At 61.3% G+C, this 16,556-nt stretch carries 14 protein-coding genes; 3 read left to right on the forward strand and 11 right to left on the reverse strand.

Features of this window, described 5'->3' with window-relative positions:
• Positions 1 to 57: 57 nt before the first annotated feature.
• Positions 58 to 570, reverse strand: coding sequence for a dihydrofolate reductase (locus tag CLU80_RS11720; protein ID WP_099759369.1), 513 nt, complete (start codon positions 568 to 570; stop codon positions 58 to 60).
• 85 nt (positions 571 to 655) lie between these two features.
• Here CLU80_RS11720 and CLU80_RS11725 point away from each other — a divergent pair, with 85 nt between their 5' ends.
• Together CLU80_RS11725 and CLU80_RS11730 are read left to right on the forward strand one after the other, a co-directional pair.
• Positions 656 to 2,035: a DUF2868 domain-containing protein gene (locus CLU80_RS11725; protein ID WP_099757436.1), complete on the forward strand. Its 1,380-nt coding sequence runs from the start codon at positions 656 to 658 to the stop codon at positions 2,033 to 2,035.
• Positions 2,028 to 3,413 (forward strand): GTPase/DUF3482 domain-containing protein, encoded by a 1,386-nt coding sequence (locus tag CLU80_RS11730; protein ID WP_099757437.1) that lies wholly within the window; start codon positions 2,028 to 2,030, stop codon positions 3,411 to 3,413. The genes CLU80_RS11725 and CLU80_RS11730 overlap by 8 nt, the downstream gene beginning before the upstream one ends.
• 69 nt (positions 3,414 to 3,482) lie before the next feature.
• Here CLU80_RS11730 and CLU80_RS11735 read toward each other — a convergent pair whose 3' ends face one another.
• The 8 genes from CLU80_RS11735 to CLU80_RS11770 form a co-directional block, all read right to left on the reverse strand.
• The gene (locus CLU80_RS11735; RefSeq protein ID WP_099757438.1) at positions 3,483 to 4,628 is read right to left on the reverse strand and encodes an integrase core domain-containing protein; all 1,146 of its coding nucleotides are present in this window, start codon (positions 4,626 to 4,628) and stop codon (positions 3,483 to 3,485) included.
• Between the two features lie 255 nt (positions 4,629 to 4,883).
• Positions 4,884 to 5,444 carry a phosphonate degradation HD-domain oxygenase gene (locus tag CLU80_RS11740; protein ID WP_093429805.1) on the reverse strand — a complete coding sequence of 187 codons (561 nt, stop codon included), beginning with the start codon at positions 5,442 to 5,444 and terminating at the stop codon, positions 4,884 to 4,886.
• Entirely contained in the window at positions 5,444 to 6,577 is a 1,134-nt protein-coding gene (locus CLU80_RS11745) for a TIGR03364 family FAD-dependent oxidoreductase (RefSeq protein ID WP_099759370.1), read from the reverse strand. The genes CLU80_RS11740 and CLU80_RS11745 overlap by 1 nt, the downstream gene beginning before the upstream one ends.
• A 146-nt stretch (positions 6,578 to 6,723) precedes the next feature.
• The gene (locus tag CLU80_RS11750; RefSeq protein ID WP_093429804.1) at positions 6,724 to 7,749 is read right to left on the reverse strand and encodes a putative 2-aminoethylphosphonate ABC transporter substrate-binding protein; all 1,026 of its coding nucleotides are present in this window, start codon (positions 7,747 to 7,749) and stop codon (positions 6,724 to 6,726) included.
• A 36-nt stretch (positions 7,750 to 7,785) separates the two neighbouring features.
• Positions 7,786 to 9,510 (reverse strand): putative 2-aminoethylphosphonate ABC transporter permease subunit, encoded by a 1,725-nt coding sequence (locus CLU80_RS11755; protein WP_099757439.1) that lies wholly within the window; start codon positions 9,508 to 9,510, stop codon positions 7,786 to 7,788.
• Positions 9,510 to 10,586 carry a putative 2-aminoethylphosphonate ABC transporter ATP-binding protein gene (locus CLU80_RS11760; RefSeq protein ID WP_099757440.1) on the reverse strand — a complete coding sequence of 359 codons (1,077 nt, stop codon included), beginning with the start codon at positions 10,584 to 10,586 and terminating at the stop codon, positions 9,510 to 9,512. The genes CLU80_RS11755 and CLU80_RS11760 overlap by 1 nt, the downstream gene beginning before the upstream one ends.
• A 231-nt stretch (positions 10,587 to 10,817) precedes the next feature.
• Positions 10,818 to 11,681, reverse strand: coding sequence for a LysR family transcriptional regulator (locus CLU80_RS11765; RefSeq protein WP_099757441.1), 864 nt, complete (start codon positions 11,679 to 11,681; stop codon positions 10,818 to 10,820).
• A gap of 13 nt (positions 11,682 to 11,694) precedes the next feature.
• A complete protein-coding gene (locus CLU80_RS11770; protein WP_099757442.1) occupies positions 11,695 to 14,004 on the reverse strand; it encodes a heavy metal translocating P-type ATPase in 2,310 nt (769 codons plus the stop codon).
• Between the two features lie 84 nt (positions 14,005 to 14,088).
• Between CLU80_RS11770 and cadR the strand changes: the two genes are divergently transcribed.
• Entirely contained in the window at positions 14,089 to 14,538 is a 450-nt protein-coding gene (cadR, locus tag CLU80_RS11775; RefSeq protein ID WP_016983204.1) for a Cd(II)/Pb(II)-responsive transcriptional regulator, read from the forward strand.
• Between the two features lie 125 nt (positions 14,539 to 14,663).
• Here the strand turns inward: cadR and CLU80_RS11780 are convergent, their stop codons facing one another.
• Together CLU80_RS11780 and lgt are read right to left on the reverse strand one after the other, a co-directional pair.
• Positions 14,664 to 15,635, reverse strand: a complete 972-nt coding sequence (locus tag CLU80_RS11780) for a thymidylate synthase (RefSeq protein WP_034153704.1) — start codon at positions 15,633 to 15,635, stop codon at positions 14,664 to 14,666.
• Positions 15,636 to 15,685: 50 nt separating this feature from the next.
• Positions 15,686 to 16,501, reverse strand: coding sequence for a prolipoprotein diacylglyceryl transferase (gene lgt, locus CLU80_RS11785; RefSeq protein ID WP_016983202.1), 816 nt, complete (start codon positions 16,499 to 16,501; stop codon positions 15,686 to 15,688).
• Positions 16,502 to 16,556: the final 55 nt, after the last annotated feature.

The following is a 16,556-nucleotide window of genomic DNA, read 5'->3' on the forward strand; positions in this document are numbered from 1 at the left end:
GGAATGCGTTTCCCCTGTGGGAGCGAGCTTGCTCCGGGCGGCGTTCCGACGAAGCTCTTAGGCTTTCTCCCAAACCTCAAAGCTGTACGCAGGTTTGTCGCCCTCAGCCGGATTCGGCACATTCGAGACCAGTTTCCACTGCTCCAAATCAAACTCTGGAAACCACGCATCCCCTTCAGGGCTCAACGCCACGCGAGTCAGATACAGACGATCCGCCTGCGCCAGCCCTTGCGCGTACAACTGCGCGCCGCCAATCAGCATCAGCTCATCGACGCCCTGCTCCTTCGCCCATTCCTCGGCGCGAACCACAGCAGCTTCCAGCGACGGATAAACTTCCGCACCTTCGAGCACCAGATTGGCCTGACGGCTGACCACGATGTTCAAGCGCCCCGGCAATGGCCGGCCGAGCGAATCCCAGGTCTTGCGACCCATGATGATCGGCTTGCCCAAGGTGGTGGCCTTGAAGTATTTGAAGTCCCCCGGCAGGTGCCAGGGCATGCTGTTGTCGACGCCGATCACGCGGTTTTCACCGAGGGCTGCGATCAGGCTGAGGGGGAGTGATTTAGTCATGCCGGCGAGGATACCAGAGCCGCGCTTACCCCGATAAGCGCCACAGCGGTTATGCTCAGCGCTCATTTAAGCGACGGGACGCCGCGTGACTGAACTGACTCCACTGCAAAACCTCTGGCTGACCGAGACCGTGCGCCTGCGCGAAGAACACGCAGGCCCCTTGGACGATCTGGAAGCCAACCGACTGGCGCGCACGGCCGGCGGCGATCTGCCGAGCCGCATTCAGCGCCGGGCTTTATGGCTGGCCGAGCGTGACGGGCTGACGGCTGCCCTCAAACACTGGCTGCAAGGTGCGCGTCTGGCGCTGGTGCTGATGGCGCTACTGGCCTGCGTCACTGGCGCAGGCATGGCATTTTCTGCGCTCGGCGACGGCACACGAGCGGTCAATATTTTCTGGGCGCTGGGCACCTTGCTCGGGGTCAATCTGATCCTCCTGCTGAGCTGGGCGCTGGGCCTGCTTTTCGCTGGCGAACACGGAGCAGCGCTCGGCCGCCTGTGGCTGTGGCTCAGCGAAAAATTTGCCCGGGACGCCAAGGCCGCGCAATTACCCCCCGCATTACTGGTCTTGCTGCAACGCCACAAACTCAATCGCTGGGCGATTGGCACGCTGGTCAATGGCCTGTGGCTGCTGATCATGTTCAGCGCGCTAAGCATGCTGATATTGATGATGGCCACTCGGCAATATGACTTCATCTGGGAAAGCACGCTGCTGGGCGCAGACTTCTTCGCGGCACTGACTGATGCGTTGACGGTGATTCCCCATGCGCTGGGCTGGAGTGCGCCGAGCGTGGACATGATTCGCGTGACGCTGGACACCGATTACAACAGCGTCCTGGTTCGCCAGATGTGGGCGATATGGCTGGTCGGCGCGGTGCTGATCTATGGCGTGCTACCCCGTCTGCTGCTGATGCTGTTCTGCCGTTGGCGCTGGAAGCGTGGTCGGGATCGCTTGCGTCTGGAGCTGAACCTGCCCGGCTACGCGCAGTTGCGTGAACGTCTGATGCCGACCAGCGAACGCCTCGGCGTCAACGATCCGGAGCCTGCGCAACTGCACCGCGTCGAAAGCAGCGTCGGCGGACTCGCCAGCGAAGGTGCCTTATTGGTCGCCATCGAACTCGATGAACAACGCCCATGGCCACCCGCGCTGCCAAAGAATGTCAGCAACGCCGGCATCCTCGACAGTCGCGAATCGCGCCATAAACTCCTCGAACAACTCAGCCGCTTCCCGCCGGCACGTCTGGCGATTGCCTGCGACCCACGGCGCTCGCCGGATCGCGGCAGCCTCGCCTTGATCGCTGAACTGGCGCGCAGCGCGGGCGAGACTCGCGTGTGGCTGCTGCAAGCGCCACCGGGCGAAGCACTGGATGCCGAGCGCCTCGGCGACTGGCACATCGCGCTGCAACAGCTGGATCTGCAGTTTGCCGATTGCGCACCGTTGAACTGGCTGGAGACTGGCCATGACTGATACCTGGAAAGCGCCGCTGAAACTCGCGGTGGTCGGCCACACCAACGTCGGCAAAACCTCGCTGCTACGCACGCTGACCCGCGATGTCGGCTTCGGCGAAGTCTCCCATCGCCCGAGTACCACGCGGCATGTCGAAGGTGCGCGGTTGTCGGTGGACGGCGAGCCGTTGCTCGATCTCTACGACACGCCAGGGCTGGAAGATGCCATCGCCCTGCTCGACTTCCTCGAACGCCTGGAGCGGCCCGGCGAACGCCTCGATGGCCCGGCGCGGCTGGCGCGGTTTCTCGACGGCAGCGAAGCGCGCCAGCGTTTCGAGCAGGAGGCAAAAGTGCTACGGCAACTGCTCGCCTCCGACGCCGGTTTGTATGTGATCGATGCCCGCGAACCGGTGCTGGCCAAGTACCGCGATGAACTGGAAGTGCTCGCCAGTTGCGGCAAACCGCTGCTGCCAGTGCTGAATTTCGTCAGCAGCGCCAACCATCGCGAACCAGATTGGCGCGAGGCGCTGGCGCGGCTTGGGCTGCATGCGCTGGTGCGTTTCGACAGCGTGGCGCCGCCGGAAGATGGCGAGCGGCGGCTGTACGAAAGTCTCGCGTTGTTGCTGGAGAATGCTCGGCCACAATTGGAGCGGTTGATTGCCGATCAACAGGCTCAGCGCCTCGCGCGTCAGCAAAGTGCGGCGCGATTGATTGCTGAATTGTTGATCGACTGCGCCGCGTGCCGGCGCAGTGTGGTCAGCGACGCTGAGCAGGAGCAGCAGGCGATCAGTGAACTGCGCAAAGCTGTGCGCCAGCGTGAGCAGAAGTGTGTTGAGGCGTTGCTCAAGCTGTATGCGTTCCGCCCGCAAGATGCGGCGGCGAGTGATTTGCCGCTGCTGGATGGGCGCTGGGGCGATGATTTGTTCAACCCTGAGACCTTAAAGCAACTCGGCGTGCGCGTGGGTGGCGGCATTGCTGCCGGTGCGGCGGCGGGGGCTGGTGTGGATTTGCTGGTTGGCGGGATTACCCTCGGCGCTGCGGCGTTGGCTGGGGCGATTGCCGGTGGTGCGCTGCAGACGGCGCGTAGTTATGGCAGTCGCTTGCTGGGCAAGATCAAAGGGCAGCGTGAGCTGACGGTGGATGACGGGGTGTTGCGGCTGCTGGCGTTGCGTCAGCGGCAGTTGGTGTTGGCGCTGGATCAGCGTGGGCATGCGGCGATGGATGCGGTTCAGGTGGCGACACCGCAGGACAAGACCTGGCGAGAGGGCAAGTTGCCGGAGGCATTGAGCAAGGCGCGGGCGCATCCGCAGTGGTCGTCGCTCAATCCGCAGGCGAAATTGAATCAAGCGGAACGGCAGGAGCAGATTGAGGCGTTGGTTGATCGGGTGCTTGAGCTTTAGATCGCTACCCCCTCACTGTAGAGACCGGTACATCCTTTACAAATTAGACCGGGGACATCGTTTACACCTTTACAGGCTTGAAACGCGTTTGGCGCCTCTTTCAAGCCTGCCTAAACAGTGGCTGCAAAGGTACAGTTCCCAAGCGTCACCAGCCACTTCCTTCAACGCGATGTCCTCTCCAATTAGAGCCTCTCCTAGAAAAATCAGCTGTCCTTTCCATTTAATTTCCCCATTTGACCGAACCTTACGTACTTCAACATCGGAACCGTATTCAAGCGCAGGCAAGTAACCGGGATAAGCGCGTATCGACGGGCGATAGACAGATGCCGGCGGTTTCATGCCCAGCGCGGTGTGCGGTCGGTGGTGGTTGAAGTCTTGGATGAAATCCTGAAAAGCCAGCTGCTGGCGCACCAGGTTTTCCGCCGGTGGCACTGCTGCCTTTAGCGTTCGATGCATCCGTTCATGTCGACCATTTTGGTCGGGACGGCCAGGTGTAGTCGTTTCGACATGGATTCCGAGCCTGATGAACCAAACCGATAACTTCGAAAGTCGCGCCAGACCTGTCGACGCAAAAGGAGCGCCATTATCAGTGCGGATCACATCCGGCAGCCCATATTCTCGAAAAGCCCACTCGAAGCCTTCCCGCGTCGGCGCTCCGTGCGTACTGGGCAAAGCGCGACAGACGAATAAAAAGCGGCTCATCTGATCGGTAATGGTCAGCGGATAGCACCAATTACCGTCCTGCATTTTGAACTGCCCTTTGTAATCAGCACACCAAGTCTGGTTGGGCGCGTCGACCGGACGCAAATGTGTTGGAGCACGGGGACGCGGGGGATAGGGCCGTCGCGCCACCACCAAACCAGCTTTCTTCAACCACTCCCCGGCGGTACTCGCCGCCGGCCATTGGATATGCGGATCGGAATCGCGCAGGCGACCAATGATCTGCTTGGGTCCCCGATCGGGATGTTCGTTTTTCTTGGCCAGCAACTTGGCGATGATTTCATCGGAAGTTTGGTGAGGGCAATTCAGCGGCTTACGCGACTGCTCTTTCAAGCCATCCACGCCCAACGCTGCATACCGTTCCAGCCACTTGTCGATGGTTGGACGACTGACGCCATACCGCCGGCTTAATTGGCTTTTGGTGTAGCTGCCGCTGAGCCAATCGCTAATTAACTTCACTCGTTGATCCATTGGGGACTCTTGTTTCCAGGGCATGGTCAGCACCTCCTGACCATGATTGATACCTGTAAACCATGTCCCCGGTCTCAAACGTAAAGGATGTACCCGGTCTTTACCCACCCCAGCCCTCTCCCCCAAGGGGTAGAGGGGGAAGGGAGCAGATCTCCAGGCTTTTCAAAACCTGAGTTCGGCTGGATATTTCAGGTCGATGTATCACCTGAGAACAACTCCGTAGGCTCCCTCTCCCTCCGGGAGAGGGCTGGGCGGGCGGCGATCCGATGAGGGTTGCAATCATTCAGCCGCCAACAAAACCTCAGCCTTGCGCTTGAGAACCGCCAAATCAATAACCGGCACCGCCGTCTCCTTGGCCAACTCATCCCACTGGCGCATCCGCAGACTGACCGCACACAACGGATCCCGCGCAAACGCATCCGCTTCAGCCTCGGTCATCACCCCGCCCTGATATTCCAGGGTCCGCCGACTCGCCTCACTCAAGCGTTCGTAATACCCCGGCTCACGCAACGTCAGATACCGCTTGGCCTGCACGTGATATTCCACCAGCCGCGCCATACGCTCACTGAACCCGGCCTCACGCAAATAATCCGCACCCAGCCGTTCATGGCTGACCACGCCATACCCGCCCATGTTCTCCGCGCCCTCGGCACACAAATGGCCGATGTCATGGAAGAACGCCGCGAGCACCACTTCGTCATCGAAGCCTTCGGCCATCGCCAGCTCAGCGGCCTGGGACATGTGCTCGATCTGCGACACCGGCTCGCCGATGTAATCGCTAGTGCCAAAGCGCTCATACAAGCCGAACACCCGGGCGACGACTTGCTCGTGACCTGTCATCAATCTTCCTCCAGCAACTGCGCGATATTGCGCTCAGCCAACGCCGGGCCGACGCTCATGCCGACGCCGGTGTGCATCAGCGCCACACTTAGCCCCGCTGCCGGGCGCAGGAACGAGAACGGCCCCGGCCCCCGGGAACCATAGACGCCCTGCCAGCGCTCGACCACTTGCACCTTGCAGCCCAGCGTCTGCTCGGCCAGTTCGAGCATCCAGTCATCCACCTGCTCGGCGTTGAACGGTGAAGGGTCGCTGCCGTAATGGTGCGAGTCGCCGATGATCAGTTCGCCGTACGGCGTCGGGCTGATCAACAGGTGGATGCCGTTGTCGTGCAGGTGCGGTTGCTCACGGAGGATTTGCGCCTGCACCGCCGCCGCTTCCGGCAGATCGGCGAAGGCGCCGTAATGCACGCAGCTGAGGCCGGTGAGCAAGGCGTGTTGCAGATTCAGTTCGGTCTGCGGTTTGGCGCGGAGCATTTGCAGGCGGCAGATTTGCGGGTCGAGTGCGGCAATCGGCTCGGCCAGCAAAGTCTGATAATCGTGGCCCGAGCAGACGATAATCTGCTTCGCCGTAAAGCTGCCGACAGTGCTGTGCAGACGCCCCGGTTCGACGTCGCGCACCAGCGTGGAGAAATGAAACGCCACACCAAGGTCGCGGCGCAGATAATCGATCAGTGCCGGAATCGCTTCGCGCGAATACAGCTGTTGATCGTCCATACCGTGCAACGCGGCGCGGTGGTGGCTGAACTGACCGTGATACAGATCGCGCAAGGCAGCGCCGCGCAGCAACTGGATGTTGTAACCGTGTTCCACGGCGCGACCGTTGCAGAAGGCTTCGAGCAGATGTTCTTCGGCTTCAGTGCGGGCGAACAGATAGGAACCGTTGCGCTTGATTTGCAAACCGGCGAGCTGCGCCCAGTCGCCCCATATTTCGCGGCTGGCCTTGGCCAGTTCGAGCATGGGGCCCGGCGGTTGGCCGGTGACCAAGGCCTGACCGAAGTTGCGCACCGAAGCGCCGAGGGGGGTGGCGGTGCGTTCGAAAACGGCGACCTTGAGGCCGCGTTTGGCGGCGGCGTAGGCGTGGGACAGGCCAAGGATGCCGGCGCCGACGATCAGCAGGTCTTTGTGTTGTGTCATCTGGATGATGTCCTGCATGAGAGACCGCTTTCGCGAGCAGGCTCGCTCCCACAGGGATTTTTAGTGCCCACAGCATTTGCGTTCACTGAAGATCCAATGTGGGAGCGAGCCTGCTCGCGAAGGGGCCCTGTCAGTCGATGGAGATCTTACTTGGCAACCACTTTCTCGGACTTGCCGTCATAACGCTTGCGCCACTCGGTGAGGATCTCGTCGCGATTCTTCGACGCCCAGGCAAAGTCGTTCTTGATCAGACGCTGCTCATAATCCGCCGGCAATTCGGTCTGCGGCTTGGCGATCCCCGGCTGCGCAAGAACAGCGAAGTTCTCCTTGTACAGATCCATCGCCTCAGCACTCGCTGAGAAGTCAGCCAGTTTCTTGGCTGCCTCTTCATGCGGCGTACCTTTGATCACCGCCGTCGCTTCGATCTCCCAACCCAGACCTTCCTTCGGCAGAATGATGTCCAGCGGCGCGCCCTGACGCTTGAGCTGTACTGCCGGGTATTCAAAGGAAATACCAATCGGGAATTCGCCCGCCGCTGCCAGTTTGCAAGGCTTGGAACCGGAGTGAACGTACTGGCCGATGTTCTGGTGCAGACCGTCCATGTAGGCCCAGCCCTGCTTCTCGCCGAAGGTTTGCAGCCAGGCGCTGACGTCGAGGAAACCGGTGCCGGACGACGCCGGGTTGGGCATGACGATCTTGCCCTTGTACTCAGGTTTGGTCAGGTCCTGCCAGCTCACGGGCTTGCTCAGGCCCTGCTTCTCGGCCTCGACGGTGTTGAAGCAAATGGTCGCGGCCCAGACGTCCATGCCGACCCACGCTGGCGGGTTGGCAGCGTCGCGGTAGTTCGCGCCGATCTTGCCGAGGTCCTTTGGCGCGTAGCTCTGCAACATGCCTTGCTGATCGAGGATCGCCAGACTGGAAGCCGCGAGGCCCCACACCGCATCAGCCTGCGGACGGGCCTTTTCGGCGAGCAGTTTGGCGGTGATGATCCCGGTGGAATCACGCACCCACTTGATCTCGACGTCCGGGTTGGCCTTTTCGAAGGCTTCTTTGTAGGACTTCAATTGCTCGGCCTCGAGGGCGGTGTACACCGTCAACTCGGTTTTTGCCGCGAAGGCATTCAGGCTGAAAGTAGCGAGCACAGCAGCGGCCAGGGCCATAGGCTTGAACATGATCGTTTTCCTGTAATGAGTTGAACGGGGTTGGAATCAGTGACCGGGCGCGGTTTGCCGCCAGGCTTGAGAACGGCGCAGCAAGCCGCGCGAAGCCCACGCCAGCAGCAAGGACACGCCCGCCGAGGTGAACAGAATCAGGGTCGACATCGCCGCCGCACCGCCGACGTTGCCGGCGTCATCCATATTCAGCACCGCGACCGCCGCAAGGATGGTGTCGGGGCTGTAGAGGAAGATCGCAGCAGAAACCGTGGTCATCGCCGAGACGAACAGGTAGCGCACGATGTCGAGCAGCGCCGGCAGGCAGATCGGCACAGTGACACGCAGGTAGTGGCGGTACAGCGGCGCTTTGAGCGACAGCGCGGCGGCTTCGAACTCGGCATCGAGTTGGCGCAGCGCGGTGGTCGCGGTCATTTGTGCGGTGGTCAGGTAGTGCGCAATCGTGCAGACGATCAGCAGCGTCATCGTCCCGTAGAGCACATGCAGAGGGTTACCCGTGAGGTTGAAGAAGAAGACGTAACCCAGACCGAGCACCAGCCCTGGCACCGCCATCGGCACAAAACTGAGCATGCGCAAGGTCAGATTGAGGCCTCGCTGAGTGCGGGTTTTCTCCATCAGGTAAGCGCCGGTGAAAATCAGCACGCTGCCGATCAACGCCGTGCCCAAAGCCATCTTCAAACTGTTGCTGTAGGCCAGCCAGCCACCGCCAGCGGTTTCGTTGAACTGGTAATGGTTGAGTGACAGCGACAGGTTGTACGGCCAGAACTTCACCAGCGAGGAAAACACCGCCATGCCGAACACCAGAATCAACGCGGCGCTGATCAGCAAAACAATCGCCAGATAGCAGCCATCACGCAACTTCGACGGCGCCGGTTTGAACACCTGAGCGCGACCGCTCATGGAATCACCATGACGACGACGCAGCCAGGCATCGACGCCGAAGCTGAACAGCGCCGGCAGCAACAGCACCATGCCGATCAAGGCGCCGCGACCGAATTGCTGTTGGCCGACCACGGCTTTGTAGGCCTCCAGCGCCAGCACTTGATAGTCGCCACCGACCACCACCGGCACGCCGAAATCGGTGATGGTCAGGGTGAACACCAGACAGAACGCGGCAAACACCGCTTGGCGAGTGGCCGGCCAGGTGATGCTGCGGAAAGCCTTGGCGGGACTGGCGCCCATGCTCGACGCCGCATCGAACAAGCGCGCATCGGCCAGCGACAATGCCGAGAGCAGAATCATCAGCGCATGCGGGAAGGTGTAAATCACCTCACCCAGCACAATCCCCCAGAATCCATAGATGTTGTCCGAGAGCAGCCCGCGCAACATGCCTTGGTTGCCGAACAGATAGACCAGCGCAATCCCCGGCAGCATCGACGGCGCCATCAGCGGCAGCAGGGAAATCCCGCGCCAGATGCCTTTCGCCGGAATCAGCGTGCGTTGCAGCGCGTAGGCAAACAGGTAGGCCAGCGGTACGACGATGGCCGCGACGCTGAGGGAAACTTTCAGGCTGTTGCCGAGCAGCCAGTGGAAATTCTCGCTGGTCACCAACTCCTTCGCCGCGAGCCAGCCACCACCCTGCCCGGCTTCACTGCTGAAGCCGCGCCAGAAGATCGCCAGCAACGGCAGCAACACCGCGACGCCGAGCAACAGCAACAAGACAACTTTGCCGCCGACGACAAAAATGCGGTCGCCGATCTCGGCTTTCGAAGTCTGGCGCACCTGCTTGTGCGGTAGCGGCAGCGCGAGATTGCTGTTCATCAGGCAAACACCTGCAGGCTGCGCGGCGGCAAGGCGACCATGATTTGCTGGGCGCCGAGGCGCGGCATGGCTTCCGGCGCGAGTTCGGCGAGCAGTGCGTGGCCCGGCAGTTGATCGAGTTCGAAGCTCATGCGGCAGCGGTTGCCGAGGAAGGTGATCTCGCGGACTTTGGCCGGGAACAGGTTTTCTTCGTGCACCGGCGGATTGACGTTGATCGCTTCCGGGCGGCAGAACAACCGGCCCGAGGCGCGCTGGATGCTGCCGTCGCTGAGGCGCAGGTTCATTCCGCCGACCTGCGCGTGAGTGTCGCTGCTGCGCTGGAACGGCAGCCAGTTGCCCTGACCAACGAACTCGGCCACGACCGGTGTGGCCGGGCGGTTGTAGATTTCCTGCGGGGTGGCGTACTGCTCGACGCGGCCGTTGTTCATCACGGCGATGCGGTCGGCCATCAGCATGGCTTCGTCCTGATTGTGCGTGACCATCAGCGTGGTGATGCCGAGGTTGCGTTGCAGCTGGCGCAGTTCGGTGCACAGATGCTCGCGGACGCGGGCGTCGAGGGCGGACATCGGTTCATCGAGCAACAACAGCGATGGTGCTGGTGCCAAGGCCCGAGCAAGAGCAACGCGCTGTTGCTGGCCGCCGGACAATTGGCCGGGGAATTTTTTCTCGCTGCCAGTGAGGCCGACCAGTTCGAGCATCTGCCCGACGCGACGGCGTACTTCATCACGACCGCTGCCAGCGAGGCCGTAGGCAATGTTCGCTTCGACGGTCAGATTGGGGAACAGCGCATAGGACTGGAACAGAATCCCGTAGTCGCGGGCTTGTGGGGCAAGGTGCGAAACGTCGCGGTCGCCGAGGTACAGCTCGCCACTGTCCTGCTTCTCCAGACCGGCGATGCAGCGCAGCAACGTGGTCTTGCCGCAGCCCGACGGGCCGAGCAGGCACACCAGCTCACCGGCGGCGACGTCGAGGGAGACGTTATCCAGCGCAGTGAACGCGCCGAAGCGTTTCTGTACGCCGCGCACTTTCATCGGCGCACCGGGGTTGGTCAGGGCAGTTGCGATGGCAGGATTCATGGACAGACCTCATCAAGCAGATGGGGCCAATCCTAGAGTTGTAATGCGTCCGTCATGTGGCAGTGAGGCAAAAACTGGTGATAGTGGTATTCGGGGATTTTGGTTCAGAAGATTCAGGTCTTGGGTTGTTTGAACCGACGCCTTCGCGAGCAAGCTCGCTCCCACAGGGGGAACGCATCCAATGTGGGAGCGAGCTTGCTCGCGAAGAGGCCGGCGCAGGCACTGAACATCTCAGGCCGGAGACATTTCCTGCGCCAGGCCGAGAAACGCCGCCGGCAACCGCGCGCCCTTCCTCTCCTTCAGGCAATACAGATATTCAGGAATCTGCGGCGCATTCTCGATCGTCAACACGCGCAACTGCGGGTCATGCGGCACTTCCTGCCGGGCAATGATGCTGATGCCGATATTGCGCAACACCGCCTCACGGATCGACTCACGGCTGCCAATCTCCAGCAACGGACCGAAACTCACCCCGGCGCTGGCCAGCAACTCTTCAGTCAGCCGCCGCGTCGTTGACCCGGTTTCGCGCATCAACAAGGTATGCCCGGCCAGTGCGCCCAATGTCACATGATCATGGGCCGCCAGCGGATGGTTGCGATGCACCGCCAGTACCAGTGGATCAGTGCCGAGCACCCGGCGAATCAATCGCGCATCGTCGAGCAACTGTGACGAAGCGGCGACGTCCACTCGGTAATCCTCCAGCGCTTCGAGCACCTGCTGCGAGTTACCGATTTCCACCGACACTTCCACCTGCGGCAAGCGCTCGCGGAAGGTCTTCACCAGATCGAGGATGTAATACGGCGCCGTCGCGGCAATGCGCAAAGTACCCTGCACCTGACCGCTGTTGCGCAGAAAGAACTCGATGTCGGCCTCCTGCTGCAACAGCGTCTTGACCATCGGCAGCAACCGCGCACCTTCGTCGCTGACGCTCAGACGCCGGCCGCCACGGTAGAACAACTCCACCGAATACTGACTTTCCAGATTGCGGATCTGCGTGGTCACGGTCGGTTGGCTGAGGCCGAGTTTTTTCGCCGCCAGCGTGATGCTGCCCAGGCGGGCGACCATGTAAAACGCTTTCAGCTCGGCACTCAGCACAACCTTTCCTCATCTATTTGCGCAGCAGGCGCAAACCGTTGAACACCACCAACAGGCTTACGCCCATGTCGGCGAACACCGCCATCCACATGGTGGCGAGCCCGGCGAAGGTTACCCCAAGAAAGATAGCCTTGATCACCAGTGCCAACGCAATGTTCTGTTTCAGGATGCTTGCGGTATTGCGCGACAGGCTGATGAATGCCGGAATCTTGCGCAGATCGTCGTCCATCAGGGCGACATCGGCGGTTTCAATCGCGGTGTCGGTACCGGCCGCGGCCATGGCAAAACCAATCTCGGCGCGGGCCAGTGCCGGCGCGTCGTTGATGCCGTCGCCGACCATGCCGACTCGGCGGCCCTGTGCATAAAGCTCTTCGATGGCTTGCAGCTTGTCGGTCGGCAGCAAGTCGCCACGCGCTTCGTCGATCCCGACCTGTGCGGCAATCGCTTGGGCGGTGTGGACGTTGTCGCCGGTGAGCATCAGGGTTTTCACCCCGAGTTCATGCAATTGGCGGATCGCTTCGCGGCTGGTTTCCTTGACGGTGTCGGCCACAGCGAACAGTGCCAACGGGCCGGAGCTGTCGAGCAGCAACACCACGGATTTGCCCTGTTTCTCCAGCGCGAAGAGTTTTTCTTCCAGCGCCGGCGAGCACAGGCCGAGTTCTTCGACCAGACGATGGTTGCCCAAGTGGTAGGTCTGGCCGTTGATGTCGCCTTTGACGCCCCGCCCGCCCAGCGCTTCGAAGTTATCCACAATCAGCGCGGCGAAGTTTTTATCCACAGCAGCGTTGGCGATGGCCAGCGACACCGGGTGATCGGAGCGACCGGCCAAGGCAGCGGCAATTGCCGGTGCGGTGGCATCGGCGGTTGGATCGAGCGACAGGTAATCGGTCTGCACCGGTTTGCCGTGGGTGATCGTCCCGGTTTTATCCAGCGCCAGATAATCCAGTTTGAAGCCGCCCTCCAGGTACACGCCGCCCTTGACCAGAATGCCTTTGCGCGCAGCTGCCGCAAGGCCGCTGACAATGGTCACCGGGGTCGAAATCACCAATGCACATGGGCACGCGACCACCAGCAACACCAGCGCACGGTAGATCCAGTCAAACCACACAGCGCCCATGAACAGCGGCGGAATGATCGCCACGGCCAAGGCAAATACGAACACCACGGGCGTGTAGATTTTCGAGAACTGATCGACGAAGCGCTGGGTCGGCGCACGCGCGCCTTGGGCCTGCTCGACGGCGTGGATGATCCGCGCAAGAGTCGAGTTGTTCGCCGCTGCGGTCACCGCGTATTCCAGCGAACCGGCCTGGTTGATGGTGCCGGCGAAGACTTTATCGCCGACAGTTTTCTCCACCGGCAGGCTCTCACCGGTGATCGGCGCCTGGTCGATGGTCGAACTGCCGCTGACCACTTCACCGTCCAGCGCGATGCGCTCGCCGGGTTTCACTCGCACGCGGGCGCCGAGCTCGACGCTCTTCACGTCCTGCTCAATCCACGAACCGTCAGCCTGCAACACCGTGGCTTGCTCCGGCGTCATCTGCATCAGACCACTGATCGCGTTGCGCGCACGGTCCAGCGAGCGCGCTTCGATCAACTCGGCGACGGTGAACAGGAACATCACCATCGCCGCTTCCGGCCACTGGCCGATGAGGATGGCACCGGTGACGGCGATGCTCATTAGCGCGTTGATGTTGAGGTTGCGGTTCTTCAGGGCGATCCAGCCCTTTTTATAAGTGGTGAGGCCACCGCTGAGGATCGAGATCAGCGCGATGATCGCCACCACCCAGGTGGGCGCGGCGTTGGTGAAGTGGATGACTTCGGCAGCGAGGGCGCCGACACCGGACAGCGCCAGGGGCCACCAGTGCTTTTTCACTGGCGCCGGGGCCGGTGCTTCGACGCCCGCCTCCAGGGGCTCGGCGTGCATGCCGAGGGATTTGATCGCTTCGGTGATCGGTTCGGTGCCCCGCAGATTGTGGGTCACGCCTAGTACGCGATTGATCAGGTTGAATTCCAGTTGCTGCACGCCGGCGAGTTTGCCGAGCTTGTTCTGGATCAGCGTCTGCTCGGTCGGGCAGTCCATCGCCTCGATGCGAAAGCTGCTCAGCCGCGCATCGGCGCTGGTCTTCTCGCTCAATTGAACCAGCGCAGGCGCAGCAGCGTTCGACGAGCAGCAGTCGTCTTCGTGCGCATGAACCGGTGCCGGCGCAGCGACTTTCGACCCGCAGCAAGAATCGCCACCCTGTGAATGTTTATGCACAGGCTGCAATTTATGACTGTGATCGTGTCCGTCGCCGGGCTTGTGGGTGTGCTGGGAATCGCTCATTGGTCGCGTCCATGAAGGTGCCTGTTGCCAAGTAAAGACCCTGTAGCCACTATAGGGTCAAGCACCCTTTTGGAGATTGTCGTCATGAAGATTGGAGAACTGGCCAAACTCACCGACTGCGCCGTGGAAACCATCCGCTACTACGAGCGCGAAAACCTGCTGCCGGAACCGGCTCGCAGCGACGGCAACTACCGCGTTTACACCCAGGCGCACGCCGAACGCCTGACCTTTATCCGCAACTGCCGCACCCTCGACATGACCCTCGAAGAAATCCGCAGCCTGCTGGCCATGCGTGATAGCCCGCAGGATCAGTGTGAAAGCGTGAATACGCTGATCGACGAGCACATCCAACATGTGAAGGCGCGGATTGATGGCTTGTTGGCGTTGCAGACGCAACTGCTCGACCTGCGCCAACGTTGTGGAGAAGGGCCGATGGCCGATCAATGCGGGATTTTGCAGCGGCTGGAAGTGAGTGGCGGGGTTGTCGCGACGGAGGTTGAGCATTCCCACGTAGGCCGCAGCCACGGCCATTAAGACTCACGCAAAACCAAATGTGGGAGCGAGCCTGCTCGCGAAAGCGGTATATCAGTCGACATCTCTATGACTGACACGCCCTCTTCGCGAGCAGGCTCGCTCCCACAGGGGTTTTATGCAACGGCTTAGACCGCCATCGGCGCGGTCATTGGCGCGTGGTGTTCGTAGCCTTCCAGCGAGAAATCGCTCGGCTCGACCAGCTCCAGCCACTCTGGCTGATAAACACCGGTCTTGGCAAACTCCGGCACACGATCCGAAATTTTCAGCTTCGGCATGGCGAACGGCTCGCGCTTGAGCTGTTCGTTGAGCATGTCCAGGTGGTTCTCGTAGACGTGCGCATCACCGATGAAATAGGTGAACCAGCGCGGCGTGTAGCCAGTCAGGCGACCAATCAGGCTCAGCAGCGCGGCGCCTTCGGTGAGGTTGAACGGCGTGCCCAGACCCAAGTCGTTGGAGCGGATATACAGGGTCAGGGAGATCTCTTTGGTCTCGACGTTCGGGTGGAACTGGTACAGCAGGTGGCACGGCGGCAGGGCCATTTCATCCAGCTGAGCGACGTTCCAGCCGTGGAACAGGATGCGGCGGCTGCCCGGATCGTTGATGATCGTGTCGACGCACTGACGCACCTGGTCGATGGCTTTGTACAACACCACGTAGGCCTGGCCGTCTTCTTCGCCCTGAGCGATCTGCTTGTAGCCGTTGCTCAAGGTTTGTTCGATGGCAGCGGTGTTGCTCAGCGGGATCTGCTTGTACGCCGGCCATTTGCGCCATTGCACGCCGTAGATTTCGCCGAGGTCGTCGTCGCCCTGACGGAACGGGTTGGCCAGCCACTGCGCGTTTTCGTTGGCGTTCTGGTCCCAGACCTTGCAGCCCAGCGCCCGGAATTCAGCGGCATTGTTCACGCCACGGAGAAAACCGCACATCTCGCCGATGGCCGATTTGAAGGCCATTTTGCGCGTGGTGATCGCCGGAAAACCTTCCTGCAGATCGAAACGCAGCATCGCACCCGGGAAACTGATGGTGTTGATGCCGGTGCGGTTGGCCTGTTTGGTGCCGTTCTGAATGACGTGCGAGACCAGTTCGAGATATTGCTTCATGAGTTACCTGTGTCCTTTGAGCCCCGGCGTCGCGCGCCGGGGTTCGTAGTTTAAGCCGTCGGCGCGAGCGGTGCTGCCGGTGCGCGACGATAGGCCAGCCAGATCAGGAACAGCCCGCCGACGATCATCGGTACGCAGAGCACCTGGCCCATGGTCAGCCAGTTCCAGGCCAGATAGCCCAGTTGCGCATCCGGGACGCGGACGAACTCGACGATGAACCGGAAGATGCCGTAGAACAGCGCGAACATGCCGGAAACGGCCATGGTCGGACGCGGTTTGCGCGAGAAAATCCACAAGATCAGGAACAGCGCCACGCCTTCAAGCGCGAATTGGTACAACTGCGACGGGTGACGCGGCAGTTGCGCCGGATCGCTGAACGGCGGGAAGACCATCGCCCATGGCACGTCGGTGGCCTTACCCCACAACTCGGCGTTGATGAAGTTACCGATGCGCCCAGCACCCAGGCCGATCGGCACCATTGGTGCGACGAAGTCCATCAACTGGAAGAACGACTTGCCGTTACGCTTGCCGAACCACAAGGCTGCGAGCATCACGCCGATGAAACCGCCGTGGAACGACATGCCGCCCTTCCACACTTCGAAAATCAGCGTCGGGTTGGCCAGGTAGGCACTCAGATCGTAGAACAGCACGTAACCCAGACGTCCGCCGACGATCACGCCCATCGACATCCAGAAGACCATGTCGGAGAGTTTCTCCTTGGTCCAGGTCGGGTCGAAACGGTTGAGCCGGCGCGACGCCAGCAGCCACGCACCGCCGATGCCGACGAGGTACATGAGACCGTACCAGTGGATTTTCAGCGGACCGATGGCCAGGGCCACCGGGTCGATCTGCGGGTAAGGCAGCATTGCGACTCCTCGTTAGAGTTGAAACCAAAATTCCCGGGCGACGCTGCCACCACAG

It is taken from the genome of Pseudomonas sp. 29 (genome assembly GCF_002754355.1).
Taxonomy (GTDB): Bacteria; Pseudomonadota; Gammaproteobacteria; order Pseudomonadales; family Pseudomonadaceae; genus Aquipseudomonas; species Aquipseudomonas neuropathica.